The sequence below is a fragment of the Pseudonocardia sp. ICBG1293 genome (genome assembly GCF_020131355.1).
Lineage (GTDB): Bacteria > Actinomycetota > Actinomycetes > Mycobacteriales > Pseudonocardiaceae > Pseudonocardia.
Genome location: NZ_JAHLEL010000006.1, coordinates 428,255 through 455,228 on the forward strand (window position 1 = coordinate 428,255; position 26,974 = coordinate 455,228).

Below are 26,974 nucleotides of genomic sequence, written 5' to 3' on the forward strand. Positions count from 1 at the left end.
AGCGAACTGGCCTGAGCCAGCCACTTGACCCGCTGGCTCAAGGCTGCTGTACTGGCTCAAGCCAGTGAGGCGACACACAACCAGGAGGTCAGTCATGGCGATCACCAACAAGTTCCCCGTCGCGATGGGCGACGTGTTCCCGCACGGCGCGTTCGTCGTCTCGGAGGTCGAGCCGGTGCGCGACTTCGACAAGTCCACGCCGGGGCGCCCGGTGCAGCAGCTCGACAAGGAGTCCGGTCTCCCGGTGTGGTCGGTGTCGGTCCTCGACGCCGACCCCGCTGCACGCCGGACGGACAAGACGGTGACGGTGAAGATCGCCGCGCCGCACCAGCCGGTCCCGCCCGAGGCCGCCGCGGGGTTGCCGTTCCGCCCGGTCGAGTTCGACGGGCTGACCGTGACGCCGTATGTGCAGGAGTCCGGGGGCCGGCCCCGGGTGGCCTACAGCTTCCGGGCGGCCGGGATGCGCGCTCCCGGGCACCAGCGTCCCGCCCCGGGCAAGAACCAGGACGCAGCCTGAGACGCGCTCTCGCCTGCTCTCGCAGGTGGAGGGGGGCCCGCTGCAACGGGCTCCCCCTCCGGATCTCCCTCACCTCACGCCCTAGCCAGGCATCAGAGTTCGGAAGGACACCGACCCTAGATGAACACCCAGCTTGTACCCGCCCCCACTGCCTCGACGGTGGTTCCGGTGGCCCTGCTCGTGGAGGCCGGCCTCCGTCGGGTCGCCGCCGCGATCCGCGATACCGCCCCGCCGCCGCCCGGGGACCCGCTCGCCCACGCCGCCCGTGCCCGTCGTCTGGCCGAGCTGCACTCGCGCCGGGCCCGCTGGTGGGCGGTGTTGGAGCGCAGCATCGTCGGCGACCACGCCATGCCACTCATCCACGCCCAGGCCGCCTACGCCGCCGTGACCGCCGCCGAGCGCGAGGCCCGGTTCTGGTCCGACACCGCCGCCGACTGGCAGGCCCGCGCCGAGCAGCGTCCGACCTCGGAGGTCGCGGGGGCCATGTCGAACTGGGCCGACCTCGGCCTGATCGAGCCGGTCGCCCCTGGCCTGCCCGGCGCCTCGGCGGTGGTGGCCCGATGAGTGCGGTGTCGTCCGGGCGGCCGGTGCTGCGGCTGGTCCCGATCACCGACCCGGCTGTCGTCGTCTCCGGGCCCGGGTGGCGTGACGACGCGGCGTGCGCTGGGTTGGACACCGAGCTGTTCTTCCCGGTCGATGACCGCGCCGTCTCGGTGGAGCCGCCGCGTCGGGTGTGCCGGGGCTGCCCCGTGCGCGCGGCGTGCCTGGCCGACGTCCTGGCCACGGAGGACCCGGCGCGGCGGTTCGGGATCACCGGCGGCACCACCCCGGCCGAGCGTCGGACCCTGCACCGCGCCGGACTCACCATCACCACCGTCCCCGCCAGCACGGTCCCGACGGCTGGGGGTGACGTCGCGTGAGCGCCACCGCGAAGCCACCGCGCCTGCCGCGGTGCGAGGTCTGCCGTGTCCCGCTGCATGAGCGGCCCGACCCGCGGCGCCGTCGGTGCGCCGACCACCTCGACCAGCTCGTCCTGGTCTCGCTCACCACCGTCCGCACCACCCGCCGGAAGGGGAACCGTCGATGATCACCACCACCACCGTCACCACCGTCACCGCCGTCACTCCGGCCGCCGAGGTGCCGCTGTCGTGGGAGCAGATCAGCATGGTCGGCGGCGCCGCCCTGGCAGCCGTGCTCTACGTGCTCTACCGGATCGGGCACTACCTGGCCCGGGTCCTGGAAGCCCTCGCCACGGCCGCCGTTGTGTTCGTCGCCCTCTACCTCGCCGCCAAGGGGATCGTCCTCGCGCTGGTGTGGGCGGTCCGGCACTGGCGCACCACCTCCACGGTCACGGTGGTGTCGGCGTGGTGCTGGTTCCTCGGCTGGGCCTCGCTGCTCGCCGTCACCCTCGCCCTGGCGGCCGCGCTGGGGCTGTGGCGGATCGCGGCGCCGCTGCCGTTCGACCACTGGGCGGGACGGCGGATCCGGTCGTGGTGGCAGCGCTGGGCCGTCTACGCCCCGCGGATGCCGCGCTGGCTGCGCTCCTGCAACCTGACCGTCCCCGACCGGGCCGGGGCCACGGTCATCCAGGTCAACCCGCTCCGACGGACCGCGACCGCGCCCCGGTCCCGGCCGCGCCGCGACCAGCTCCCGCGCATCCTGTCGGTGCGTTCCGGCCCGTCCTGGGACGAAGTGACGGTGCGTCTGGTGCCGGGGCAGACCCCGGAGGACTTCGACACCGCCGCCCGGGCGCTGGCCGTCGCTCGCGGGGTGAACCGCTGCCAGGTCCGCGAGCTGGGCCCGAACGTGGTGTCGATCGACTACCAGCGCCGCAACCTGCTCGACCGCGTCATCGACGCCCCGGCCCTCGACGCGATGGCCGGCCTCACCGGCGACGCGATCGACCTGGACCGGGTGCTGTCCGGGGCGACCGAGTACGGGACCGAGTGGCGGCAGTCGATCCGCGGCAGCCACACCCTCGTCGGCGGCGCCACCGGCGCGGGCAAGGGCTCCCTGATGTGGGCACCCCTGCTCTCGATCGCCCCTGCGATCCGGGACGGCCTCGTGCGGGTCAACGGGATCGACCCGAAGGGCATGGAACTCGCGTATGGCCGGCGACGTGTTCCACCGCTACGCCGTCACCAGCAAGGACGCTCTGGCGCTGCTCGACGACTTGGTCGAGCAGATGGAGACCCGCAAGCGCGAGCACGCCGGAACTACCCGGCTCGTCCCGATCACCGCCGAGACGCCGTTGGAGATCGTGGAGTTCGACGAGATCGGCGCCCTGCTGCGCTACGTCGGCGACCGCAAGACCCGGGAGGCGATCACCGAGCGGATCGCCTTGTTGACCACCCAGGGCCGTGCCCTTGGGTTCACCGTGCGCGGGTACGTGCAGGAGCCGACCAAGGACACCGTCCCGGTCCGGGAGCTGTTCCCGCGCCGCATCTGCCTGCGCGTGGCCTCCAAGTCCCACGTCGGGATGGTGCTGGGGGATCAGGCGTATGACCGGGGTGCGTGGGCGAATCGCATCGGGGAGTCCGAACCCGGCGTCGGCTACCTGTTCGGCGAGGGCGTCCGCGAACCCCTGCGGGTCCGGGCGTCCTGGGTGCCGGACGAGGCGATCAAGGCTCTCGAACGGTTCGTGACCGCACCCTCCCCGGACCCGGCCCGGCGGCCGGCGCCGGTGCTGCCGTTCCGGCCTGGCACACCCGCCCTGCCCGCCGGAGGTGCCGCATGACGGCCCCGGAGAGCCCCGCCGCCCCGATCGACCAGGACAAGCTCAGCCGAGCACAGAAAGCCATGCTGGCGCTGTCCAACGAGGTCGCCACGCAGCTCGCGGAAGACCACGGCGTCTGCGTCCGCCCGCTGGCCATGCGGCGGATCGACCAGAGCAGCGGGCGGGTCGACGTCGTCCCCGTCCCGTGCGGGTCGACGCGGGAGGACCAGTGCCGCCCGTGCGCGGAGAAGGCCCGACGCCTGCGGATGGTCCAGTGCCGCGAGGGCTGGCACCTCGAGGACGAACCGATCGCCAAGCCCGCTGACCCGACCGCCGCGCAGAAGGAGCTGATGACGGTCCGGGCGGACCTGCACGCCGCCTACACCGACGCCCGCGCCTAGGGCGACGAGGAGGAGTGCGAGGAGATCCGCGAGACCGTCGCCGAGGTCGACCAGGAACTACGCGCTCTCGGGGTCCGCGGGCGCCTGGCGCCGCTCGACCCGACACCACAGACCGTGCGCCGCTCGACCCGCCGTCGGCAGGACGCACCGAACCTGCCCCGCCGCCCGGTCGAGGACCGCACCCTCGGGCGGGTGTTCGGCGGCAAGTACCGGCCCTCCACGTTCCTCACCCTGACCCTGGACACCTACGGGCGGGTGGACAAGCACGGCGCCGCGCTCGACCCGGACTCCTACGACTACCGCCGGGCCGCCCGCGACGCGATCCACTTCCCCAAGCTGCTCGACCGGTTCTGGCAGAACACCCGCCGCTGTGTGGGCTGGGACGTGCAGTACTTCGGCACCGTCGAGCCGCAGAAGCGTGGGGCACCGCACTTCCACGCCGCCATCCGGGGCACGATCCCGCGCTCGGAGCTGCGGGCGATCACCGCCGCGACCTACCACCAGGTGTGGTGGCCGCCCCACGACGAGATCGTCTACAGCGGGGACCGGCTCCCGCGCTGGGACCACCACCACCGCGCGTTCGTCGACCCGCAGACCCGCGAGCCCCTGCCGACCTGGGACGAGGCCACCGACCCCGACACCCTGACCACCCCGGCGCACACAGTCGTGTTCGGGCCGCAGGTCCACGTCAAGGGCATCCTCGGCGGTTCTGAGGAGGCCGGCCGCCACATCGGCTACCTGACCAAGTACCTCACCAAGTCCGTCGGGCAGGCCGCGGGCCTCGACGAGTCCGCCACCGCGCGCCAGCGGGAGCACGCCCGCCGCCTGGCCGCCGAGCTGGCCGTCACGCCGTGCTCGCCGCGCTGCCCGATCTGGCTGCTCTATGGCATCGAGCCCAAGGGCGTCCGGCCCGGGACGACGCCAGGGCATTGCAAGGGCAAGGCGCATAAGCCCGAGCACCTCGGGATCGCCGGTCGCCGGGTGCTGGTCTCGCGCAAGTGGTCCAACAAGAGCCTGTCGGACCACCGGGCGGAGCGGACGGCGTTCGTTCGGCAACTCCTTGACCGCGCCGGGGTCCAGCCCGCCTACGCCGTCGACGACGGCCCGTTCGAGTGGCAGACCACGAAGCCCGGTGACACCGACGTGCCACCCCGGACCGTGCTGCTGCTCCACGCGATCAACCAACGGAGCCGATGGCGCGCGGACTACGACGCCGCCGTCCTCGCCACCATCGACGCACCACCCGACGACCGTTCGGCAACCGGGCCCGGCGACGCCCCGGAGGACCGTCGTGCAGCGTGAGCGACCGGAGATCCATCCGCTGTGGACGGCCGCTGAGCTGTCCCACTATCTCGGCGTTCCCGTCCAGACCCTCTACCAGTGGAAGTGGCTCGGCCAGGGCCCGCCCGTGCACAAGATCGGCCGCCACCTGCGGTACGACCCGTCCGAGGTGCGTGCCTGGATCGCCGCTTCCCGCTCGGAGGTGGCGTAGCCATGGGACACGTCGAAGACCGCTGGTGGCGCGAGGAGCGAGATCCCGCCACCGGCCGAACGGAGCGGCGCAAGACCGAGCGGTTCGGCCGTGGACACCGCTACCGGGTCCGGTTCCTCGACCCCGACGGCCGCGAGCGCAGCCGCAGCTTCCCGGACCGCCGGAAGCGCGCCGCCGACGAGTTCCTGGTCAGTATGGAGAGCGACAAGAGCCACGGCAGTTACATCGACCCGAAGGCTGGTCGGATCACCTTCGGCGACTACGCGGGCCGCTGGCTCGCCTCGCAGACGTTCGAGGCGTCGACCCACAACAGCGTGACGTGGAGGCTGAACGCGCAGATCCTGCCGTTCTTCGAGCGGCGCGAGCTGGGTGCCATCAGCCCGACCGACGTCCGCACCTGGATCCGCGGAATGCAGGATCGCGGCGTCGCCGAGAGCTACCAGGCCGGATGCTTCGCGCACGTCTCGTCGATCCTCACCGCGGCGGTCGACGACCGGCTCATCCGCGAGAACCCGTGCCACGCCCGGTCGGTGGTCCGGCCCAAACGCCCGCCGGTGAAGGTGATCCCGTGGTCCCGCCAGCGGGTGGACTCGATCCGGGCGGCGATGCGAGACCGACTCGCGATCTTCGTCGCGCTCGGCGCCGGGTGCGGGCTGCGCCAGGGGGAGGCGTTCGGCATGTCCCCGGACGACATCGACCGGAAGGCCGGCGTCCTGCACGTCGTTCGGCAAGTGCGCCTCGTCGACAGCCGACTCGTGTTCGCGCCGCCCAAGCGCAACAAGACCCGCGACGTCCCGATCCCGACCAGCGTGCTGGACCTGGTCGACGACCACATGAATCGGTTCCCGCCGGTGCCGGTCACGCTGCCATGGCGCACCCCGTCCGGCGAACCGACGACCGTCCCGCTGTTGATCACCGACGAGCGCGGGGGAGCGCTGCGGCGCAACCACTTCAACGAAGCCGTGTGGAACCCGGCCCGGAAGGCTGCCGGTGTCCAGAACCCGACCCGGCAGGACGGGACGCACGCACTCCGCCACTACTACGCCTCGGTCCTGCTCGACGCGGGGGAGAACATCCGGGCGCTCTCCGAGTACCTCGGCCACCACGACCCCGGGTTCACGCTCCGGACCTACACCCACCTGATGCCGTCCAGCTCGGCCCGCACCCGCCGCGCCATCGACGCCGCGTTCGGGGGCCGCGAGGATCGACCCGACGGCCCCGGGCCGGCCCAGAGCGATTCACAGGTCTCTGACCTGCGGTGACATCTGCATCCGGCTTACAGACCGGCTCGTCCGCACCCCAGCCTCCGACCTGCCGGTCGACCCGGACCGGCCGGGCTCAGGTCGTGGTCGGGGAGGGGCCGAGCGCGGTCCTGACCGCGAACCCGCCGAGCACGGTGCCCGCGACCCATCGCTGGACGGTCATCACCCGCGGTCGCGCGGCCAGGAACCCGGAAACCGATGCCGCGGTGAGGACGATCAGGCCGTTGACGGTGACGGCGACGGCGATCTGGACGGCCCCGAGCTGGAGGAGCTGGCTCCCGGTGGCGCCGTCGGCGGGAGTGACGAACTGGGGCAGGAGCGCGGCGTACATCAGCGCGATCTTGGGGTTCAGCAGGTTGGTGAGCAGCCCCATGCCGAACAGGCGGCGGTCGCGTTCGGGGGCGAGGTCGCGGGCCTCGAACGGCGATCGCCCACCCGGGCGCAGCATGCCCCAGGCCAGCCACGCGAGGTACAGCGCTCCCGCGATCTTGACCGTGGTGTAGGCGGCGGGGACGGCAACGAACAGCGCCGAGAGACCGGCCGTCGCGGCGAGGAGATAGCAGCCGAAGCCCACCGCGGTACCGGCCAGGGACACGAGCCCGGCGCGTCGGCCCTGCGAGATGGCTCGCGAGGTCAGGTACACCATGTTGGGTCCGGGCGTGAGGACCATGCCGAGGGCGATCACGACGACCCCCAGCGCTGCGGACGGTTCGATCACGGCGGCTCCCTACCGAGGGGTTCGTGACCGCGAGCCAAGCACGGCGGTGGCCGGGTGGACCAGGGGTGCCAGGAGTGGTCTGCGTCGCGCGAGGGGCCCCGATCCGCCCCGTGGGTGCTCACCCCCGGGGACGGCCCCGGCGGCCCCGCGCGATCGTCAGCGCCGCCTCGACGAGCTCGGGGTTGCCCGCCGCCACCCGGCCGTCGGGCAGCTCGCCGGTGTCCTCCAGGCCGATCCGGAAGCCGTGCCCCCGCTGCACGGCCTGCCGCAGCACCGGCCAGGTCGCGGCTCCCATGCCGTGCTGGACCTGTTCGAGCGCCACGCCGTTCTCCGCGAGCAGGGACTCCATCCGGACCGCGTGGTCGCACGCCGCCGACGGTTCGGGTTCCATCGGCTCGACCACGATCCGGACGAAGCGGTCGTGCCGCCCGCGCTCGAGGAACCGCTCGACGTCGGCGACGGAGAAGACGCAGGCCTCGACACCGACGCCCCGCGCGACGAGCAGATCGGTGAGCTCGGTGATGCCGTCCTCACCCTGGTTCGCCGGGACCAGGTCGGGGAGCTCGTCCCACGCCGCGACGGTGGCCAGCCGCCGCGCCGGATCCGGCTCGATCTGGGCGAACGTCGTCATGGAGACCGGGACACCGGGGCACCGGGCACGGACCGCGCGCAGCGTGCGGCCCACCTCCTGCTCGGCGAGGGTCTCGACCCCCTCGTCGTCGAAGGCGTGCAGGTGCAGCACGGTGGCGCCGGCCACCACGCAGGCCGCCGCGTCGGCGGCGATGTCGGCGGGGGTGCGGGGCATCGCGGGATGGTCGCTGTCGCCGTTGAGCGCCACCTGCACCGTGCGGGAGGACGGCGTCACCGGGCCGGTCGTGGTCATCGCGACAGCCTGTCACGACGCCCGGAGCCGGTCCCGGCCGCGGCGTCGCGAACCTGCCGGCCACCGCGGACCGGATCTGTCCTCGATCCCCGGGAGAGTCGTCCCCGACGCACCCGCACCCCCGGGAGGACCCGATGTACGCACCCGCCCGCCACGACGAGACCACCGGCCTGCTGCACTACGTCGACCAGCAGCTCGAGGCCCTGCGCTCGGCGCTGTACGGCCTCACCGAGGAGCAGGCCCGCGCCACCCCGTGCCGCAGCGCACTGTCGGTCGGTGGCCTGGTCAAGCACGCCGCCTACTGCATGCGCGGCGCGGTGCTCCGGCTGACCACCGAGGTCACCACCCAGCCCCTCGACGCGGCGGCGGTCGCCGGGTTCACCGGCAGCTTCGCGATCGGCGACGACGAGACCGTCGCCGGCACCCTCGCCGAGTTCGACCGCGCGCGGGCCGAGCTGCTCGCCGTCGTCGCACGGACCGACCCGGGGGCGGAGTCCACGGCGCCGCCCGCGCCGTGGCACGGGATCCACGACGCCCGCCCGATCCACACCCGCTTCTACCTGGTCCACCTGGTCGAGGAGTTCGCCCGGCACGCGGGGCACGCCGACATCATCCGTGAGCAGATCGACGGTGTGGCCGTCCCCGCGCTGGTGCTCACCCTCGCCGGGGCCCCCGCGAACGACTTCTTCACCCCGTACGAGGCCGCGCCGGGCACCGTGCGGGTCTGAGCGTCGCCGCCCGCGCCGCCGTGCGGGCCGAGCCGGGGATCGCCACCCGTCGGTGACGCGGGGGTATCCCCGCGCCGGGCCGGTCGTTGATCAGCACGGACCCGCGCGAGGAGGACGGATGCGTCGACGACGACGGAACGGGGCGGTCGCCGCGGCCCTGGCGGTCGCGGCCCTGGTCGGGCTCGCCTCGCTGCAGCCCGCCCTGGCGATCGGCCCGTTCGGCCCCTCGGGGCGGGTGACCGTCACCCCGGCGGCGTCCAACCAGTTCGCCGGCACCCTGGACGAGGGTTCCGGCAGCCGGGTGTTCACCGCGCGCCACGGCGCTCCGCCGAACGGCGGCACCGGCGCGCTGGAGCTGGGTACCCCCGCCGACGGCGACAAGACCCAGTACATCACCGACGAGGTCGCCGGCCCGTTGTCGCGGTTCACCGACACCAGCTACTGGGCGCTGCGCGACCCGGCGTCCCCCTCGGACGCGATGCCGTCGTTCGCGATCGCGGCAGACGTGAACGGCGGGACCCTCGAACCCCGCGACCTGTACGTGCTCACCTACCTGCCCGACCGGGCGCCCGCCGGCACCTGGACCCGCTACGACGTCGGCGCCGGCACCTTCTGCCTGACCCGGCAGATCGGCCGGGTGGACGCCTACCGGGAGTGCCGCGACGGCGGCGAGCAGCACACCCTGGAACAGATCATGGCCGCGTACCCGCAGATGACCGGGTACGCGGCCGGGTTCAACCAGGGCGGCGGCGACGGCGGGCTGGTCGGCGCGGTGGACCTCATGCAGGTCGGCGGGCGGACCTACGACTTCGAGCCCGCCTGAGCCACCCGGCCCTCAGCTCACGCAGAACTCGTTGCCCTCGGGGTCGCCCAGCGTGGTCGTGACCGGGCCCCGGTCGGCGGTCGTCCACAGCACCTGCGCCCCGAGCGCGACCAGGCGCTCCACCTCGGCGGGGGCGGCGTCCGCGCCGACCTGCAGGTCCAGGTGCATCCGGTTCTTGGCCGTCCTCGGCTCGGGGACGCGTTGCACGAACAGCCGGGGGCCCGCGCCGCGGGCGGCCGCGACGTCCCGGAAGCGGCGGCGGTCGCCGTCGTCGAGGACCTCCTCGGGCGTCAGGTGCCCGGCGGCGAGCAGCCCGTCGACGACGGCGGTGTGGTCCTCCACCTCGTAGTGCAGCGCCGCCGCCCAGAACCGGACCAGCGCGTGCGGGTCGGTGGCGTCGAGGACGATCTGCAGGGTCGGGGTCACGACGGCGATCCTCGCCCACGACGCGGACAACCGCGGTCCGCATCGACGGCCGCGGCTCCGGGGACGGCACTGCGTACGGCACAGCCGTAGGCTCGGCCGGTGCAGTACGACTTCACCGATCTGCGGCTGTTCCTGCACGTCGTCGCCGAGGGGTCCATCACCGGCGGCGCCGCGCGGGCGAACCTGAGCCTGCCGTCGGCGAGCGCGCGGGTGCGGGCCCTGGAACGCCACGCCGGGGTGGAGCTGCTGGCCCGCGAGCGACGCGGGGTGCGCACCACCCCGGCCGGGCGTGCGCTGGCCCGACACGCCCGCGACGTCCTGGACCGGGCGGCCCGCCTGGACGGCGCCATCGCCTCCTACGCCCGTCCGGTCAGCGCCCCGCTGTCGCTGCTCGCGGGGAGCTCGGCGATGCACGACCTGGTGCCGCGCGCGGTGACGGCGTTCCTGCTGGCCCGGCCGGAGTCCGACGTCGACGTCACGCTCCGGCGCAGCGCCGAGACCGCCCGCACCCTGCGCGACGGCGGTGCCGACCTCGGCATCGTGCTCGACGACGTCGCGGCCGCACACGGCCTGGCCGCCGAGCCGCTGTGCGACGACTCGCTGGTCGTGGTGGGCGCCCGGGACGGCGTCCTCGACGGGCGGACGACGATCGGGTTCGCCGACGCCGCCGAGCACCCGATGGTCGGGATGGCCGCGTCGGCGCCGCTGCAGCTCTCGCTGGACGCCCACGCGCGGGCTGCCGGCCTGGCCCCGCGCCACCGCACCCGCGCCGCCGACCTCGGGACGGTCGTGGCTCTCGCCGAGGCGGGCGCCGGGCTCGCCGTGGTGCCGCGCCGTGCGGTCGCGGTGCCGGCCCGCGCCGGGCGGCTGCAGGTGTGTGCCCTCGACGAGCCGTGGGCGCGCCGGGCGCTGACGCTGTGCCGGGGCGCGGCGCTGGAGCGTGGCTCGCCCGGCTGGCCCGCCGTCTCCGCGCTCGCCGATCACGTCCGGGCTGCCTCTGTCCCGGCCGAAGGCTGAGGCCGGAACTTCCGCATTGTCGTCCGAGGCCGGCGGGCCGATCCTCGTCCCATGCCCCCCGACGACCCGACCGATCCCGTCGAGCGGGCCCTCTCCGGTCTGCGACGGGTCGTCGTGCCGGCCGCCGCCGGGCTGCTCCTGCTGCTCGCGATCGCGCTGGGCAGTGCGGCCGAACGCGAGCTGGGCACGGCGGCGGGGGGTGACCTGCTGGCGGCGACCGTGCTGGCCGCCACCACCGGGCCGGGGCCCGCGCGGGTCGGCTGGACCGACGCCGACGGCCGCACGCACACCGCGACGGTGGTGCTCCGCGGCCGCGCCGACCCGGGCCGGACGGTCGGGCTGTGGCTCGGCCCGGACGGTGCGCCCGCCCTGCCGGAGCACCCGACCGGGATCCGCACCGCCGGGATCCTGGGCGCCGCGTCCGTGCTCGTCGTGGGCGGTGCGGTGCTGGCGGCGGTGTACGCCGGCGCCGGCGTGGCGGCCCGGGCGCGGGCCTCGGCACGCCTGGACCGGGAGTGGCGTGCGGTCGAGGCGCACTGGCGGGGGCCGGCCGGCGGCTGAGCCGGAACTGTCGGTGCCCGGGTGCAGCATCCGTCCCGACCCGCCGCCGAGCCCCGGAGGACCCCGTGGACCAGCCCGCCGCCACCGACCCCGTCATGGACGCCGTCGGCGCCGCCGTCGAGGCGGGCCGCGCCGGTGACCGGGCCGGGGCCCGCGCCCGGTTCGGCGCCCTGTGGGAGCAGGTGACCGCCGACGGTGACCCGTTCCACCGGTGCGCGCTGGCGCACTACGCCGCCGACGTGCAGGACGACCCGCACGCCGAGCTGGTGTGGGACGAGCGCGCGCTGGCCGCCGCGGACGAGCTGACCGACGAGCGCGCCCGGCGCCACCACGCGGGGCTGACCGTCGGCGGGTTCCTGCCGTCGCTGCACCTGAACCTGGCCGACGTGCACCGGCGCCTCGGCGACGACGACCGGGCGCGCCACCACCTGACCCTGGCCCGGGGGCGGGTGGGGGCGCTGCCGGACGACGGCTACGGGACGATGATCCGTGCCGGGATCGACCGCTGCGGCGAACGCCTCGACCGCGGGGACCGCGGGTGAGGGGGCCGGACTCAGACGACCGCGCCGTCGCCGGCGCGGCGCCGAGCCCGGTCGGCCTTCGACGGGTGCCGCCGTCCCGACTTGCCTACTGGCTGCTTCGCTCCGGAGGTCCGCGGCGCGGGCCCGGTCCAGCGCTGCTGCAGCAGGATCGACACCGGCCCGGCGACGACGATCGTCGACACCGTCCCGACCACGATCCCGACGATCAGGGCCAGCGCGAAGTCCCCGAGGGTCGCCCCGCCGAGGAACAGCAGCACGACCAGGATCGTCAGCGTCGAGATGCCGGTGTTCACCGTGCGCGGCAGCGTGGAGAGCACCGCCGACCCCACGACCTTGTGGAACGGCACCTTCGCGTTGCGTGCCCAGTGTTCGCGGACCCGGTCGAACACGACGACGGTGTCGTTGACCGAGTAGCCGATGACGGTGAGCAGGGCCGCGAGGAACACCCCGTCGGCGGTGCGGCCGGTCCAGGCGAACACGCCCACGACCACCAGCACGTTCGTCAGCAGCGCCGCGACCGCCCCGGCGCCGAGCGTCCAGCGGAACCGGAACGCCAGGTACAGGAACTGCGCGGCGAGCGCGACACCCAGCGCGATGATGCCACCGCGGGCCAGCTCGGCTCCGAGGCTGGGGCCGATGAGCTCGTCACGCAGCACCTCGGCGCCGCCGCCGGCACCACCGACGACCTCGCGCAGCTGCCCGACCTGGGCGTCGGTGAGGTCGCCCGAGCGCAGCGCGACCGCGCCGTCGCCGGTCTCGGTGACCGTGAGCCCGCCGATCCCGGTGGTGCCGACGGCCTCGCGGACCTGCTCCACACTCACCGGGTTCGACGTCGTGAACTCGACCAGCCGGCCGCCGGTGAACTCGACGCCGAGCTCCAGGCCGCGCACGAACAGGCCGGACACCATCACCACCACCACGACACCGGCGACCGCGAGGTAGCGCCCCGGCCGCCGCAGGAAGCCGGGGTCGCTCGCCTCGAGGCGGCGCCGGACCGGGCCGATCTCGGTGATACCGGTGATCCTCGGCCTGCGCTTCACCGCGGGGATCTTGAGCACGGCGAGGGTGAGCAGCCGCGAGAGCACCAGGGCGGAGAACAGCGACACGACCACACCGATGACCAGCGTGACGCCGAAGCCCCGGACCGGACCGGAGGCGAGCTCGAACAGCAGCACCGCGGCCAGCAGCGAGGTCACCGCGACGTCCCCGACCGCGGACAGCGAGTTCGCGTAGCCCATCTCCGAGGCGCGTTCCAGGCGTGGCTTGGCGGCGTACTCCTCACGGGAGCGTTCGGCGATCAGCACGTTCGCGTCCACGGCCATGCCGACCGCCAGGACGAACGCGGCCAGGCCCGGGAGGGTGAGGGTCGCGCCGAGCCCGGTCTGCACCGAGTAGGCGACGAGCGCGTACCCGCCGAGCGCGACGACGGCGACCAGCCCGACCAGCCGGTACACCACGATCAGGAACGCACCGGCGAGCGCGGATCCGATGATCGCGGCCCAGGCGCTCGCCGAGATCGCGTCCGCACCCAGGGTCGGGCCGACGGTCCGCTGCTCGATGATCTCCACCGGCAGCGGCAGCGCGCCGCCCTCGATCAGCACGGCCAGCTCGGAGGCCTGCTCGGGGGAGAAGTTGCCCGTGATCTGGGTCTGGCCGCCGAGCATGCCGACGTTGCACGGGATGTTCTCGACGACCTGCGGCGAGGAGATGACCTGCTCGTCGAGCACGATCGCGACCCGGCGCTGCGGGTCGCCGGACGGCGCGCACGCGGCCTGACCGGTGAGGGACTGCCAGCGGGCGGGACCGTCACCGTCGAAGTTGATGTTCACGATGTGCCCGACGCCCTGCGGGTTGGGCGAGGACATCGCCGAGCCCACCATGTCGCCGGTCAGCGCGGGTGGCCCGAGTTGCAGCGGCTGGCCCTGCTCGTCGGTGCCCGGTGCGCCCCCGGCGGCCGGGTCACCGACACCGAGGACCGGGTGCATGGTCAGCTGCGCGGTACGGCCCAGCGTCTCGGCCGCCTCGGCGGGGTCGGTCAGCCCCGGAAGTTCGACGATGATCCGGTTCTCGCCGGACCGGGCCAGGCTGGGCTCGGCCACGCCGAGCCCGTCGATGCGCCCGCGCAGCACCTCCAGCACGCGGTCGGTGGCCTCGCCGTCGGCGGCGACCTCGGGGGTGTCGCGGGTCTCCAGCACGATCTGGGTGCCGCCGCGCAGGTCCAGGCCCAGCGTGGGGGCGGTGGTGAGCGCGACGACGGAGGAGAGGACGAGCACGGCGAGCGCGATCAGCGCCCGCCAGAGAACGGGGCGTGGCTTCACAGGGGATCCTCGGCGGCGGGCGCCCCGGTCGGGACCGGGGCACGGCGGGGTGGAGCGGGAGGGCGGCGGACGCGGCGGACCGGCGGGGTCGTCCGGTCAGGCCCGTGGGGGTCCTCGCGACCCGATGTCCGCGCCGGTCCCGGGGCTCGGGGCGGTGGCGGGGATCCGGTCCGACGGCATCGGGCGCGCCGTGCGCCGTCCCGGCCGCGTCGAGGACCAGCACGTCCAGGGCGGGGCCGGGATGACCGGTCGCGTCCGGGGCGACCGGGCCGTCGTGGGCCGAGCGGCCGAGCCCCGCGGGCCGGGGTGCCTCGGCGGGCGCGACGTCCTGCCCGACCGACGCCGCCGCCGTGGCCGGCACGGCCTCGGCGGTCAGGGGCCCGGCGAGCGGGGCGAGCGCGGCGACCAGCGACAGCAGCAGCACCGCGACGAGGCGGCGGGCGGGGCTGCGGGTCGTGCGCACGAGAGGGTGATCCGTCCGGTTCGGGGGTTTCCGGGGGCGACGGTACCGGTCACCGCGGCGGCGCCACCGGCGCAGGGGTCGGGCTGGGGGGCGCGCGACCGTCCCGGTTCGGCACAATCGCGCTCGCACCACCCGGCGAAGACCCCGAGAGGACGACTCACGTGAGCACGGATCCGTCGACCAGCCAGAGGACCGACTCCGCGGAGACCGGTGGCGGCACGACCGGCGGCGAGACGATCGAGTTCCAGGCCGAGGCCCGTCAGCTGCTGCGGTTGATGATCCACTCGATCTACTCGAACAAGGACGTCTTCCTGCGCGAGCTGATCTCCAACGCCTCGGACGCGCTGGACAAGCTCCGCCTCGCGGCCTACCAGGACAAGGACCTGGGTGCCGACACCGAGGACCTCCACGTCGAGCTCGTGCCGGACGCCGAGGGCCGCACCCTCACCGTCCGCGACAACGGCATCGGCATGACCCGCGACGAGGTCGTCGACCTGATCGGCACGATCGCGCGGTCGGGCACCGCGGAGCTCCTCGCGAAGCTCAGGGAGGCCGGTGACGACGCCCGCCAGGAGCTGATCGGGCAGTTCGGCGTCGGCTTCTACTCCTCGTTCATGGTGGCCGACCGCGTCGAGCTGGTCACGTGCAAGGCCGGCGCGGGCGAGGGCGTGCGGTGGACCTCGACCGGGGAGGGCACCTACACGATCGAGCCGGTCGCCGACGCGCCGCAGGGCACGGCGGTCATCCTGCACCTCAAGGCCTCCGACGCCGAGGACCAGCTGCACGACTACGCCGACCCCTCGGTCCTGCGCCGCATCGTGAAGACCTACTCCGACTTCATCACCTGGCCGGTCCGCATGCCCGCCCAGGGCGTGGAGGAACCCGGGTCCGAGTCCGGGCCCGAGACGCTGAACTCGATGAAGGCGCTGTGGGCGCGCCCGCAGAAGGACGTGTCCGACGAGGAATACGCCGAGTTCTACCGGCACGTCAGCCACGACTGGCAGGAGCCGCTGGAGACGATCCGGCTCGCCGCCGAGGGCACCTTCGAGTACCAGGCGCTGCTGTTCCTGCCGAAGGTCGCACCGATGGACCTCTACATGCGCGAGGCCCGCCGCGGTGTCCAGCTCTACGTCCGGCGCGTGTTCATCATGGACGACTGCGAGGCGCTCGTCCCCGAGTACCTGCGGTTCGTCAAGGGTGTCGTCGACGCCGCGGACCTGTCGCTGAACGTGTCGCGGGAGATCCTGCAGCAGGACCGCCAGATCTCCGCGATCCGCAGGCGCCTGGTGAAGAAGGTGCTGTCGGTGATCGGCGCGCTGCGCGACACCGAGCCGGAGAAGTACGCCACCTTCTGGGAGCAGTGCGGCCGCGCGCTGAAGGAGGGGCTGCTCTCCGACGCCGACAACCGCGACACCATCCTCGGGGCCTCGGCGTTCGCGACCACCCACGACGCCGACGCGCCGACCTCGCTCGCGGCCTACAAGGAGCGGATGCACGAGGGCCAGGACGCGATCTACTACATGACCGGGGACTCGCGGACCGCGATCGAGGCCTCGCCGCACATGGAGGCCTTCCGGGACAAGGGCTACGAGGTCCTGCTGCTGACCGACCCGGTCGACGAGGTGTGGGTCGACGCCGTCGACGGCTTCGACGGCACCCCGCTGCGCTCCATCGCCAAGGGGCAGGTCGACCTGCAGACCGAGGAGGAGAAGGAGGAGGCGGCGGCGAAGCAGACCGAGTTCGCCGACCTCTGCACCTGGATGGGCGAGGTGCTCACCGAGGACGTCAAGGAGGTCCGGCTCTCCACCCGGCTGACCACCTCGCCGGCCGTCCTCGTCGGCGACGAGTTCGACATGACCCCGACCCTGGAGAAGATGTACCGGGCGATGGGGCAGGAGCCGCCGAAGGTGAAGCGGATCCTCGAGCTGAACCCGTCGCACCCCCTGGTCACCGGACTGCGCGACGCGCGGGCCGCCGGGAAGGACGAGAGCGGCACGGTCGAGCTGCTGCACGGCATGGCGCTGCTGGCCGAGGGTGGCGAGCTCGCCGACCCGTCGCGGTTCGTGGGGCTGCTCGCGGAGCGCCTGCAGCACTCGCTCTGAGCCGGGCGGCGTGGGGGACCGTGCCGCACTGATGGCCACGACACCTGAAGAACTGCTCAGGTGTCGTGGCTATGCTGTCGTGGTGATCGGGAACCCGCGCCGCTGGGCGCCGCTGCTCGCCGGGCTGGTGCTCCTCGCGGGGTGCGGCACGGGTGACCCGGGCACGTCCTCCGCCCGGGACGGCGGGGACGGTGACGGCGGCGCGGTCCCGGCCGCGGGAGCGGTCGCGAACTGCGGCGTCGACGTCCCGGTGCAGCGCCCGGAGCGGGTCGTCGCGATGTTCCAGAACGGCATCGAGGCGGTCCTCGCGCTCGGGGCGGGGGACCGGCTCGTCGGCGCCGCCTACCTGGACAACCCGATCCCGGCGCAGCTCGACGCCGACTTCCGGCCGGAGAACTACTGGCCCGAGGAGTACCCCTCGCGCGAGGAGGTGCTGCGGGTCGCCCCGGACCTGGTCGTCTCCGGCTTCACGGGCGCGTTCACCCGGGAGGGCCTCGGCACCCGCGCCGAGCTGGGGGCCGCCGGCGCGCGGACCTTCCTGTTCAGTGCCTACTGCCCGGACGTCGACGGCGGGAACCAGCAGAGCATCCGCGCCACCGACGTGTCCTTCGCCGCGGTCGAGCGCGACCTCACCGACCTCGGCCGGCTGCTCGGTGCGCCGGACCGCGCCGCCCGGGTCGTCGACGGCATGCGCGCCACCCTCGACGAGGTCGCCCGCCGGCTCGACGGCGTCACCGGGCGCCCGCGGGTGGCGATGCTCAACTCACCGGGCAGCACCGGCGAGCTGCGCGTCTTCGGCACGGGCGACGTCGCGACGACGATCATCGAGGCGGCGGGCGGGCGGCAGGCGTTCGACACCGTCGCCGGCCGGCAGCGCACCGTGTCGCTGGAGGGCGTCGTCGCGGCCCGTCCGGACGTGATCGTGATCCCGGCCTGCTGCGGGCGCGACGTCGGCCCGGAGGGTGCGGAACCGCTGGCCGAGCGGCTGCGGAACGACCCGGCCCTGGCCACGGTCCCCGCGATCCGCGACGGACGGGTGTTCACCACGACCTTCGCCGAGGTCAGCCCCGGCATCCGCAACGCCGACGCGGTCGCCGCGCTCGCCCGGCGCCTGCACCCGGACCGGTTCGGCGGCTGAGCGCCGGTCGGCCCCGTCGGTGCGGGCGGCGCGATCATGCTCGGCGCGGACGACGGCGCGCGGCACTGCCACGCCGGCCGCCGGCCCGCGGCGTCGTGACGCCGGCCGTCGGACGACGGTGCGCGACGGCTGTCACGCCGGACCACGGTCCGCGGCCCTGCCGCGCCGGACGAGGGGTGTGCGGGCGGCATCGGTGTCACTCCCGGCCGTCGTGGCGTCCCGGCGCGGGGAGAGTGCGGATCCGCCCGGCGCCGTTGCCGAGCGGACGGCCAGAACCGTAGCTGCTCCGCGCTGCCGGGGGCAGCAATCGTGCCCCGATCGTTGCTACGGGTCCTCGCACCCCGGAGGCAGCGCCGGGTTCCCGGGGCGCAACCCGTCGAGCAGCAGCGCCAGGTAGCGGGCACGCTCCTCGCCCGACGCCGTCGCCGCCGCGTCCGAGCCCTCGGCGACGGCGAGCGCCATCACCAGCACCGCCGCCAGGTCCCGGGGGGTGAGCTCCGGGCGGACCGCACCCGCCTCGCGCGCCCGGTCCAGCAGCCGGGCCAGGGTGCGTCCGTAGCGGTCGGCGGCCTCCACGTCGAACGCCCCGGCCTCCCGGGCCAGCTGCAGGATCGTCCGCCGACCGGCGATCGCCTCCACCGCCCGGCCCAGCGACCCCGCCAGGTCGGCCCACGGGTCGCCGTCCCCGGCGGCGGCGGTCGGCTCGATCTCGGCGACGAACACCTGGTCCAGCACCGCCCGCACCAGCACGTCCCGGGTCCGGAACCGGCGGTACAGCGTGGCGACACCCACCCCGGCCCGGCGGGCGATCTCCTCCAGCGGGACGTCCGGTCCGTCGGACTCGAACGCCGCGGCCGCCGTCTCGACGATCCTGCGGTGGTTGCGGGCGGCGTCCGCGCGCAGCGGCCGGCCTGCGGGGGAGCCGTCGAGCGAGGAGGCGGTCATCACTGCACGGTATCGCCCGCCCTCACCACGTCACCGGCAGCGTGTGCATGCCGTAGACGAAGTGGTAGGCCCGGAACGCCGCGTGCGGGACCGGTCCCGCCGGGGCGAGGGTGGGGAAGCGGCGGAGCAGCGCGGGGAACGCCGTCGCCATCTCCATCCGGGCCAGCGGGGCGCCGAGGCAGTGGTGGACGCCGTGCCCGAACGCGACGTGGCCGGCGGCGCCCCGGGCCAGGTCGAGCCGGGCGGGGTCGTCGAACCCGGCCGCCGGGTCGCGGTTGGCCGTGGGCAGCGAGCACATCACCAGCGACTGCGCCGGGATCGGGGTGTCGCGCAGCACGGTGTCGGTCGTCGTCACCCTGACCACCCCGGTGTGCACGATGGACAGCCACCGCAGCAGCTCCTCCACCGCCGGACGGGCCCGGTCCGGGTCGTTGCGCAGCAGCGCGGCCTGTTCCGGGTCCTCCAGCAGCGCCAGGGTGCCCAGCGACAGCATGTTCGAGGTGGTCTCGTGCCCGGCGACGAGCAGCAGCGACGCGATCCCGACCAGCTCGTCGTGGCTGATCTCCTCGCCGTGCTCGCGGATCAGCATGCCGAGGATGTCCTCGCCCGGGTCGGTCAGGGCGGCGTCGACGAGGCGCGCCATGTAGGCCCGGTTCTCCCGGCCGACGGCGAGCCGCTCCTGGATCGGCAGCGACACGTCGAGCAGGCGGGTCGAGCGTGCGGTGAACTCGTCCCGGTCGGTGTAGGGCACCCCGAGCAGCTCGCAGATGACCATCGAGGGCACCGGCAGGGCGAACAGCGACACCAGGTCGGAGCCCGGCCCGGCGGCCTCCAGCGCGTCGAGGTGGGTGTCCACGATCTCGGTGATCCGCGGCTCCAGGCGGGCCATCCGGCGCTGGGTGAACTCCCGGGTGAGGAAGCGGCGCAGCCGGGTGTGCTCCGGTGGGTCCTGCAGCAGCAGCTGCCCGGCCCGCATCTGCTCCTGCTCACGCTCCGACAGCGGCGGGGCGTCCGGGCGGGTGAGGTTCGCGCTCGCGGCGTTGGAGTAGGTCGCGGCGTCGCCGAGCACCTGACGCACGTCGTCGTAGCGGGTCACGAGGTAGGCGTCGGCGCCGAAGGCGGTGCGCACCCGGGCGATCTCACCCGAGTCGCGGATGCGCTCCAGCTCGGCGTCGGGCAGGAACCGGTCGCGCCGCATGTGCAGCGGGAGCGTGAAGTCCGTGGCGGTGTCGGTCATGGTGGGCCTCCGGGTCGCGGGCGCGTCGGCACCCACGATAGCCGGGAAAACGACAGTGCGCTCTCGTTTCGTGCGTCCTGTCCGGAACGCCCGGGATGCCCCTCGGAGCGGTGAGATCGGGCGAGCCGTGACAGGCTGCGACCGTCATCGGCGACGACCACTCCCGGGAGCCCTTCCGTGTTCCAGCAAGATCCTGAACCGCTCGGCAGCCTCTGGCTCTCCGCCCTCGTGGCCCTGCTCCCGTTGGTGGCGATCTTCGTGACGCTGGGTGCGCTGCGCTGGAAGGCGCACTGGGCCGGGCTGGCCGCACTCGGTGTCGCGGTCGTGGTCGTGGTCGCGGTGGCGGGGTTCGGGATGCCGGTGCACCTGGCCCTGCTCTCGGCCACCGAGGGCGCGGTGTTCGGGCTGTTCCCGATCATGTGGATCGTCTTCACCGCGATCTGGCTCTACCAGCTCACCGTGGCCGCCGGCCGCTTCGAGGACCTGCGCGCCGCGTTCGGTCTGATCTCCGACGACCCCCGGGTGCAGGCGATCATCATCGCGTTCTGCTTCGGCGGCCTGCTCGAGGCGCTGGCCGGGTTCGGCGCCCCGGTGGCGATCACCGGCGTCATGCTGATGGCGCTCGGGTTCTCCCCGGTCCGGGCCGCGGTCGTCGTCCTGCTGGCCAACACCGCGCTGGTCGCGTTCGGCGCGGTCGGCACCCCGATCATCACCGCGGGCACCCTGACCGGGATCCCGTACAACGAGATCGGCGCCGTCGTCGGTCACCAGACCCCGGTGCTCGCGTTCATCGTCCCGACCCTGCTGGTCCTGCTGGTCGACGGGAAGCGCGGGGTGCGTCAGGTCTGGCCGGTCGCGCTGGTCATCGGGCTCGCCTTCGCCGTCGCGCAGTGGCTGGCGGCCACCTACCTCTCGGTCGAGCTCACCGACATCGTCGCCTCGCTGGCCGGGCTGGCCGCCGGCGTGGTCCTGCTCCGCTTCTGGCAGCCCCGCGGTGGCGCCGAGGCGATGGAGACGCTGCGCATCGAGCGCACCGCCGACGCCCCCGCCGAGGACCCGGGCGGCGACGGCTCCGGGTCGGTCGCGACCGAGCAGCGCACCCTCGCCGAGCGCTCGCAGGCGCTGTCGGTCGGCCGGCTGTTCATGGCGTTCGCGCCCTACCTGCTGATCATCGTGGTCTTCTCGGTGGCGAAGCTGGTCGGCCCGGTGTCCTCGTTCCTCGCCGGGACCGACCTCAAGATCGGCTGGCCCGGCCTCGACGGGCAGGTCCTCGGCGCGTCCGGGGACCCGGTGTCGACCACGACCTACAGCTTCCAGTGGCTGTCCTCGCCCGGCTCGCTGCTGCTGATCTGCGGCATCGGTGTCGCGGTGATGTACCGGCTCACGCCCGCGACGGCGGTCCGGGAGTTCGCCGCCACCGCGTACAAGCTGCGGTTCGCCTTCCTGACCGTGGCCACCGTCCTCGCGCTGGCCTACGTGATGAACCTGTCCGGGCAGACGATCTCCATCGGCACCTGGATCGCCGGGACCGGCGCGGCGTTCGCGTTCCTCTCGCCGATCCTCGGCTGGCTCGGCACCGCGGTCACCGGCTCGGACACCTCGGCCAACGCCCTGTTCGCGACGCTGCAGCAGACCGCGGCCGAGCAGGCGGGCCTGGACCCGCACCTGATGGTCGCGGCGAACACCTCCGGCGGCGTCGTCGGGAAGATGATCAGTCCGCAGAACCTGACCATCGCCGCGACGGCCGTGGGCATCGCGGGCCGGGAGTCCGAGCTGTTCCGGCGGACCATCCTGTGGAGCGTCGGGCTGCTGGTCGTGCTGTGCGTGCTGGTGTTCCTGCAGTCGACCCCGGTGCTCGGATGGATGCTCCCGACCTTCTGACGCGCGCCGCCGGGAACCGGGGGGAAGGATCTCCCGGGTGCGTCTGACCGTCCTGCCCACCGCCGATCTCGGGTGCGAGGGGCTCCGGGCCCTGCGTGCCCTGCTCGACGCCGCGTTCCCCGCCGGGGCCGAGGGCGCCGGCGGGTTCGACGACGCGGCGTTCGACCACGCGCTCGGCGGGGTGCACGTGCTCGCCGGCCCCCGTCACGACCCGGTCGGGCACGCGGCCGTCGTGGGGCGTCGGCTGCTGCACGACGGCGTCGCACTGCGTACCGGCTACGTCGAGGCGGTCGCGGTGCGGCCGGGCCGCCAGGGCGCCGGGCTCGGCGGACTGCTGATGACCGAGGTCGGCCGGATCGTGCGCGGCGGCTACCGGCTCGGGGCGCTCGGCGCCGGCGCCCGCGCCGCCCGGCTCTACCGCAGGCACGGCTGGGAACCCTGGTCCGGCCCGCTCGCCGCGCTCACCCCGGACGGTGTCGTCGACACCCCGGCCGAGCGCGGTGCCGTGCACGTCCTTCCCGTCGATGCGCCGCTCGACCCGGCTCGTGCCCTGGTCTGCGACTGGCGCGACGGCGAGCTGTGGTGACGCCCGGCCGACCGTCCCCGGAGTGACGCGGCCGGTTCACCCGGACGTCGACCGGGAGTCGGGTGATCGTCATCCGGCGCCGGTGGAGTTCACCCGTGCAGCTGGCGGTGCTCGACCTGGCGGGTACGACGATGGCCGACGACGGGCTGGTGCTCGCCGGTCTGCGGGCCGGTCTGCGCGCCGCCGGGGTCCGGATCGACGGTCCCGGCTACCCCGCCCTCGACCGGCAGGCCCGCGCGACGATGGACCGCCCGGTGATGGCGGTGCTCGGTGAGCTGCTCGACGGCGACATGTACCGCGCCCGCCGGGCGCACACCGCGTTCGTCGAGCACCTGCACGCCGCGCTCGACGCGGGCCGGGTCCGGCCCGTGCCCGGCGCCGCCCGGACCCTCGACGCGCTGCGCGACGCCGGTCTCACCATTGCCCTGACCTGTGGTTTCGACCCCGAGCTGCGGGACCGGCTGGCGGTGGCGCTGGACTTCGCCGAGCGGGCGGACATGGTCCTGTCACCGGCCGACGTCGACGGCCGCGGCCTGCCGGAGCCGGACCTGCTGCACGTCGCCGCCCGTCGCGCCGGGACCGAGCCCGCCCAGGTCGCGGTGGCCGGTGACGCCACCGCCGACATCGATGCCGCCGTCCGGGCGGGTGCCGGGCTCGCCGTCGGCGTACGGGGCGGGGCGCACGGGGAGCTGCGGCTGCGTGCGGCCGGCGCCGACGCCGTCATCGACTCCGTCGCCGACCTGCCCGCGCTGCTCGGGCTCCCCAGCTGAGCCGGGGCGGCGTAACGTCCGTCCCGATCTTGGGCGGTCGTGGCGGGGACGGGGGTGGCGGCATGGCCCGACGCACGGTGGCGGTGGCGTCGCTCGGTACGGCACTGGCCCTGGTCAGCTACACCGCGCCACTGGCCACCCTGGCCCCGATCGCGGCCGACCTGGGCTCCTCGCCGTCGGGCCGGTCCTGGATCCTCAGCTCGATGAGCCTCGGGCTCACCGCGGTGCTGCTGACCGCCGGGACCCTCGCCGACCGGCTGGGCAGACGCGCGGTGTTCACCACCGGCGCGGTCGTGCTGGCGCTGGCCTCGGCGGGCGGGGCGTTCGCCACCGGCACCGCCGGGTTCGTCGCCGGCCGGATCGGGCAGGGTGTCGGCGCGGCCGCCGTCGTCGCGTGCAGTCTCGCCCTGATCGGGCACGCGCTGCCGCCGGGCCCGCGCCGCTCGGCCGCCACGGGGCTGTGGGGCGCGGCGCTGGCCGCCGGGATCGCGGCCGGCCCGCTGCTCGCGGGCCTGCTGCCGTGGCGGGTGCTCTACCTCGCCGTCGCGGTGGCCGGGCTGGTGCTCGCCGTCGCCGGCGCGACGCTGCTCACGGAGTCCACCGCCGGGCGTCCGCGCCCGGTCGACGTCGCGGGGATGGTGCTGCTCGCCGCCGGGCTGGCGGTGCTGCTCGCCGGTCTCACCCAGGCGCGGCGGCTGCCGGTCACCACCGCGACCGTCGTGCTGCTGGTCGCCGGCGCGGTGCTGCTCGCGGGGTTCGTGGTCGTCCAGTTCACCGTGGCGCACCCGATGGCGGGGCCCGAGCTGTTCCGCCACCCCGGGCTCGTCGCGGCGACCGTCGCGAGCCTGGTCACCGGGCTCGGCATCATCTCGCTCAGCTCCTACCTGCCCGCGCTGCTCGCCCCGGTCCACGGCACCGCGCCCGCGACGGCGGCGCTGCTGCTGCTCGGCTGGTCGGGCACCAGCATCGTGACCGCGCTGCTGACCCGCCGGATCAGCGAACGCGTCACGGGCGGGGTCCGGCTCGGTGTCGGGCTCCTGGTGATGACGGCCGGGCAGCTCGGGCTGCTCGCGACCGGCTCCGGGAACGGGGCGGTCCTGGCCGCGCTGGTCGTCGTCGGTGTCGGCACCGGGGTCGTGAACGCGACGCTCGGCCGGGAGGCGGTCGCCTCGGTGCCGCCGGACCGGGCGGGGACCGGCAGCGGCATCAACAACACCAGCCGCTACCTGGGGGCCGCCGTCGGCGTCACGGTGACCTCGGTGCTGACCTCGCCGGCGGGCGACGAACCGGTCCCGGTGCTGCTGGCGGGCTGGCACGTCGCCGTCCTGGTCGCGACCGGGTTCACCCTGCTCGGGGCGCTCGTGGCGCTGGCCTGCGCCCGCTCGGCCGCCCGCACCCCGGTACCGGCTCGGCAGGGGTGAGGACGGCGTGCGGGTGGGGGAGCGGGTCGCCGCCGCGCTGGCCGCGGGCCGCCCGGTGCTGGCGTGCGAGTCGACGATCGTCACCCACGGGCTGCCCGCGCCGCGCAACCTCGCCGTCGCCCGGGAGGCCGAGGAGCTCGTCGGCTCGCTCGGCGTCGTCCCGGCGACGATCGGGGTGCTCGACGGCGAGGTCGTCGTCGGGCTGACCGGCGACGAGCTCGCCCGGCTGGCGGGCGCCCCCGGCGTGGCGAAGGTGTCCGCCCGGGACCTGCCGGTGGCCGTGGCGACCGGCGCGAGCGGGGGCACGACGGTCGCGGCGACCGCGCACCTCGCGCACCGGGCCGGCATCCGGGTCTTCGCCACCGGTGGGCTCGGTGGGGTGCACCGCGGGGCCGCGCGCACCTTCGACGAGTCGGCCGACCTGCCCGCGCTCGCCGCGCTGCCGCTGGTCGTGGTCAGCGCCGGGGTGAAGTCGGTGCTCGACGTGCCGGCCACCCTGGAGCGGCTGGAGACCCTGGGCGTCACCGTCGCGGGCTACCGCACGCACGCCTTCCCGGGCTTCTACGTCGCGGACTCCGGCCACCGGGTCGGGCAGCGGCTGGAGTCCCCGGAGCAGGTCGCCGCGGCCTGGCGGGCCGCCCGCGACCTCGGGCTGCCGGGCGCACTGCTGGTGGCGAACCCGGTCCCGGCCGCCGAGCAGCTCCCGCCCGAGGTCCACGACGCCGCCCTCACCGAGGCCCTCGCGGCCCTGGACCGGGCCGGCATCGGTGGGCAGGACGCGACACCGTTCCTGCTCGCGCGGGTCCGCGACGCGACCGGCGACGCCAGCCTGGAGGTCAACGTCGCGGTGTACCGCCACAACGTGGCGCTGGGCGCCCGGATCGCCACCGCCCTGTCCGGGCGGTGACGACGCCGGTGACGCTCAGACGACGGGGGTGATCGCCCGCAGCGCCTCGGAACCGCGCACGGCCGTGGTCAGGTCGGCCAGCGCCCGCCCGTGCGCCGCCGCGAGCTCCGCGGACTGCTCGGTCAGGGTATTGCGGTCCACGTAGCCGGAGTGGTCGAGGTAGAGCCCGGGGGCCAGGACCTGCACGGCGAAGAACCCGGCCAGCACCGACCGCAGCCCGTCGACGGCCAGGAAGTGGTGCCCGCTCGCACCGGTCAGCACGACCGCGGCGGCCTTGCCCTGCAGCGGGGCGGTCTTCTCGCCCCACTTCCCGCGCTCGGTGGCCTCCAACAGCGCGCGCAGCGACGCCGTGTGCCCCGCCCGGTAGACCGGGCTGCCGAACACCACGGCATCGGCGTCGGCGAAGGCCGCGGTGACCTGGTCGACGGTGGTCTGCGACAGCTCGATCAGCTCGGTGTCGGCCCCGGTGCCGGCGAGGATCCCGGCGACGGCGGCCGCCGTGCGCCCGCCCGGCTCCGGCCCGGCGACGACCCCGATGATGCGACCCGCGGTGCCGGTCACGACGCGGCCCGCGGGGTGAGGGCGTAGGTGCCGCGGTGGAACAGCAGCGGCAGCCGCTGCGGGTCCGCACCGAGCGCGTCGACCCGCGCCGCGACGATCGTGTGGTCACCGCCGTCGTACTCGTTCCACAGGGTGCAGTCGACCCAGGCGCCGACGCCTTCGAGGACCGGCGCCCCGGACGGTGCGGCCGCCCAGGAGACCCCGGCGAACTTGTCGACGCCCGAGCGGGCGAACCCGGCGCTGTGGTGTTCGTGGTCGGCGGCGAGCACGTTGACGCAGAACCGGCCCACCTCGCGGATGCGTGGCCAGGTCGAGGACCCCCGCGACGGCGCGAACGTCACCAGCGGCGGGTCCAGCGACAACGAGGCGAAGGACTGACAGGTGAACCCGATCGGCCCGTCCGGTCCGAGGGCGGTCACGACGACGACGCCGGACGCGAAGGCGCCCAGTGCGTCACGCATGGTCTCCGGTGTCACCGGGGCGGCGGCCTGGGCGCCCACGGCCGGTCCGGTGGAGGAACGGGACATGACCCGACTGTAGGCGCGCCGTGCCGGACGGG

General features: G+C 74.7%; 28 protein-coding genes and 1 pseudogene. 21 read left to right on the forward strand and 8 right to left on the reverse strand.

The window, feature by feature from the left end:
- Positions 1–94 precede the first annotated feature (94 nt).
- From KPF47_RS02670 to KPF47_RS02705, 9 genes and pseudogenes are all read left to right on the forward strand, one after another.
- Positions 95–517, forward strand: a complete 423-nt coding sequence (locus KPF47_RS02670; protein WP_178375147.1) for a plasmid replication, integration and excision activator — start codon at positions 95–97, stop codon at positions 515–517.
- 168 nt (positions 518–685) lie between these two features.
- Positions 686–1,081: a hypothetical protein gene (locus KPF47_RS02675; protein ID WP_178375146.1), complete on the forward strand. Its 396-nt coding sequence runs from the start codon at positions 686–688 to the stop codon at positions 1,079–1,081.
- On the forward strand, positions 1,078–1,437 hold the full coding sequence (locus KPF47_RS02680) for a WhiB family transcriptional regulator (protein ID WP_224386579.1): 360 nt from the start codon (positions 1,078–1,080) through the stop codon (positions 1,435–1,437). Before KPF47_RS02675 ends, KPF47_RS02680 begins: the two co-directional genes overlap by 4 nt.
- Complete coding sequence (locus tag KPF47_RS02685; protein WP_178375144.1) at positions 1,434–1,604, forward strand: hypothetical protein; 171 nt, start codon at positions 1,434–1,436, stop codon at positions 1,602–1,604. Before KPF47_RS02680 ends, KPF47_RS02685 begins: the two co-directional genes overlap by 4 nt.
- Positions 1,601–3,022 (forward strand): hypothetical protein, encoded by a 1,422-nt coding sequence (locus KPF47_RS02690; RefSeq protein WP_308015297.1) that lies wholly within the window; start codon positions 1,601–1,603, stop codon positions 3,020–3,022. Before KPF47_RS02685 ends, KPF47_RS02690 begins: the two co-directional genes overlap by 4 nt.
- Complete coding sequence (locus KPF47_RS39835; RefSeq protein WP_308015298.1) at positions 2,997–3,254, forward strand: hypothetical protein; 258 nt, start codon at positions 2,997–2,999, stop codon at positions 3,252–3,254. The genes KPF47_RS02690 and KPF47_RS39835 overlap by 26 nt, the downstream gene beginning before the upstream one ends.
- Positions 3,251–4,936: pseudogene (locus KPF47_RS02695) on the forward strand (replication initiator). The gene KPF47_RS39835 and the pseudogene KPF47_RS02695 overlap by 4 nt, the downstream one beginning before the upstream one ends.
- Positions 4,926–5,126: an AlpA family transcriptional regulator gene (locus tag KPF47_RS02700; protein ID WP_075305716.1), complete on the forward strand. Its 201-nt coding sequence runs from the start codon at positions 4,926–4,928 to the stop codon at positions 5,124–5,126. Before KPF47_RS02695 ends, KPF47_RS02700 begins: the two are co-directional and overlap by 11 nt.
- A 2-nt stretch (positions 5,127–5,128) precedes the next feature.
- Positions 5,129–6,388 carry a site-specific integrase gene (locus tag KPF47_RS02705; protein WP_224386580.1) on the forward strand — a complete coding sequence of 420 codons (1,260 nt, stop codon included), beginning with the start codon at positions 5,129–5,131 and terminating at the stop codon, positions 6,386–6,388.
- Between the two features lie 76 nt (positions 6,389–6,464).
- Here KPF47_RS02705 and KPF47_RS02710 read toward each other — a convergent pair whose 3' ends face one another.
- Together KPF47_RS02710 and KPF47_RS02715 are read right to left on the reverse strand one after the other, a co-directional pair.
- A complete protein-coding gene (locus KPF47_RS02710; RefSeq protein WP_224386581.1) occupies positions 6,465–7,106 on the reverse strand; it encodes a LysE family translocator in 642 nt (213 codons plus the stop codon).
- A 118-nt stretch (positions 7,107–7,224) separates the two neighbouring features.
- Positions 7,225–7,989, reverse strand: a complete 765-nt coding sequence (locus KPF47_RS02715) for a 3-keto-5-aminohexanoate cleavage protein (RefSeq protein WP_224386582.1) — start codon at positions 7,987–7,989, stop codon at positions 7,225–7,227.
- Positions 7,990–8,123: 134 nt separating this feature from the next.
- Here KPF47_RS02715 and KPF47_RS02720 point away from each other — a divergent pair, with 134 nt between their 5' ends.
- The gene (locus KPF47_RS02720; RefSeq protein ID WP_224386583.1) at positions 8,124–8,717 is read left to right on the forward strand and encodes a DinB family protein; all 594 of its coding nucleotides are present in this window, start codon (positions 8,124–8,126) and stop codon (positions 8,715–8,717) included.
- A gap of 118 nt (positions 8,718–8,835) precedes the next feature.
- Entirely contained in the window at positions 8,836–9,540 is a 705-nt protein-coding gene (locus tag KPF47_RS02725; protein WP_224386584.1) for a hypothetical protein, read from the forward strand.
- Positions 9,541–9,552: 12 nt separating this feature from the next.
- Here the strand turns inward: KPF47_RS02725 and KPF47_RS02730 are convergent, their stop codons facing one another.
- Positions 9,553–9,966 carry a VOC family protein gene (locus tag KPF47_RS02730; RefSeq protein ID WP_224386585.1) on the reverse strand — a complete coding sequence of 138 codons (414 nt, stop codon included), beginning with the start codon at positions 9,964–9,966 and terminating at the stop codon, positions 9,553–9,555.
- Positions 9,967–10,065: 99 nt separating this feature from the next.
- Between KPF47_RS02730 and KPF47_RS02735 the strand changes: the two genes are divergently transcribed.
- The 3 genes from KPF47_RS02735 (at position 10,066) to KPF47_RS02745 (ending at position 12,086) form a co-directional block, all read left to right on the forward strand.
- On the forward strand, positions 10,066–10,983 hold the full coding sequence (locus KPF47_RS02735) for a LysR family transcriptional regulator (RefSeq protein WP_224386586.1): 918 nt from the start codon (positions 10,066–10,068) through the stop codon (positions 10,981–10,983).
- 51 nt (positions 10,984–11,034) lie between these two features.
- A complete protein-coding gene (locus KPF47_RS02740) occupies positions 11,035–11,544 on the forward strand; it encodes a hypothetical protein (protein WP_224386587.1) in 510 nt (169 codons plus the stop codon).
- Positions 11,545–11,609: 65 nt separating this feature from the next.
- Positions 11,610–12,086, forward strand: a complete 477-nt coding sequence (locus KPF47_RS02745) for a hypothetical protein (RefSeq protein ID WP_374108778.1) — start codon at positions 11,610–11,612, stop codon at positions 12,084–12,086.
- 11 nt (positions 12,087–12,097) lie between these two features.
- Here KPF47_RS02745 and secD read toward each other — a convergent pair whose 3' ends face one another.
- Positions 12,098–14,404 (reverse strand): protein translocase subunit SecD, encoded by a 2,307-nt coding sequence (gene secD, locus KPF47_RS02750; RefSeq protein WP_224386588.1) that lies wholly within the window; start codon positions 14,402–14,404, stop codon positions 12,098–12,100.
- A 699-nt stretch (positions 14,405–15,103) separates the two neighbouring features.
- Between secD and htpG the strand changes: the two genes are divergently transcribed.
- Complete coding sequence (htpG, locus tag KPF47_RS02755) at positions 15,104–16,969, forward strand: molecular chaperone HtpG (protein WP_308015302.1); 1,866 nt, start codon at positions 15,104–15,106, stop codon at positions 16,967–16,969.
- Between the two features lie 82 nt (positions 16,970–17,051).
- Positions 17,052–18,107, forward strand: coding sequence for an ABC transporter substrate-binding protein (locus tag KPF47_RS02760; protein WP_224386590.1), 1,056 nt, complete (start codon positions 17,052–17,054; stop codon positions 18,105–18,107).
- A gap of 324 nt (positions 18,108–18,431) precedes the next feature.
- On the opposite strand, the gene KPF47_RS02765 is transcribed toward KPF47_RS02760, so the two are convergent.
- Positions 18,432–19,052 carry a TetR/AcrR family transcriptional regulator gene (locus KPF47_RS02765; RefSeq protein WP_224386591.1) on the reverse strand — a complete coding sequence of 207 codons (621 nt, stop codon included), beginning with the start codon at positions 19,050–19,052 and terminating at the stop codon, positions 18,432–18,434.
- Positions 19,053–19,074: 22 nt separating this feature from the next.
- On the reverse strand, positions 19,075–20,289 hold the full coding sequence (locus KPF47_RS02770; protein WP_224386592.1) for a cytochrome P450: 1,215 nt from the start codon (positions 20,287–20,289) through the stop codon (positions 19,075–19,077).
- Positions 20,290–20,466: 177 nt separating this feature from the next.
- Here KPF47_RS02770 and KPF47_RS02775 point away from each other — a divergent pair, with 177 nt between their 5' ends.
- From KPF47_RS02775 to KPF47_RS02795, 5 genes are all read left to right on the forward strand, one after another.
- Positions 20,467–22,170: an L-lactate permease gene (locus tag KPF47_RS02775; RefSeq protein WP_224386593.1), complete on the forward strand. Its 1,704-nt coding sequence runs from the start codon at positions 20,467–20,469 to the stop codon at positions 22,168–22,170.
- Positions 22,171–22,207: 37 nt separating this feature from the next.
- A complete protein-coding gene (locus KPF47_RS02780) occupies positions 22,208–22,756 on the forward strand; it encodes a GNAT family N-acetyltransferase (protein ID WP_224386594.1) in 549 nt (182 codons plus the stop codon).
- A gap of 95 nt (positions 22,757–22,851) precedes the next feature.
- Positions 22,852–23,526, forward strand: a complete 675-nt coding sequence (locus KPF47_RS02785; protein ID WP_224386595.1) for an HAD family hydrolase — start codon at positions 22,852–22,854, stop codon at positions 23,524–23,526.
- 62 nt (positions 23,527–23,588) lie between these two features.
- Entirely contained in the window at positions 23,589–24,947 is a 1,359-nt protein-coding gene (locus KPF47_RS02790) for an MFS transporter (RefSeq protein ID WP_224386596.1), read from the forward strand.
- Between the two features lie 7 nt (positions 24,948–24,954).
- On the forward strand, positions 24,955–25,854 hold the full coding sequence (locus KPF47_RS02795; protein ID WP_224386597.1) for a pseudouridine-5'-phosphate glycosidase: 900 nt from the start codon (positions 24,955–24,957) through the stop codon (positions 25,852–25,854).
- Positions 25,855–25,869: 15 nt separating this feature from the next.
- Here the strand turns inward: KPF47_RS02795 and KPF47_RS02800 are convergent, their stop codons facing one another.
- Positions 25,870–26,415 carry an NAD(P)H-dependent oxidoreductase gene (locus KPF47_RS02800; RefSeq protein WP_224386598.1) on the reverse strand — a complete coding sequence of 182 codons (546 nt, stop codon included), beginning with the start codon at positions 26,413–26,415 and terminating at the stop codon, positions 25,870–25,872.
- On the reverse strand, positions 26,412–26,942 hold the full coding sequence (locus tag KPF47_RS02805) for a flavin reductase family protein (RefSeq protein ID WP_224386599.1): 531 nt from the start codon (positions 26,940–26,942) through the stop codon (positions 26,412–26,414). The genes KPF47_RS02800 and KPF47_RS02805 overlap by 4 nt, the downstream gene beginning before the upstream one ends.
- Positions 26,943–26,974: the final 32 nt, after the last annotated feature.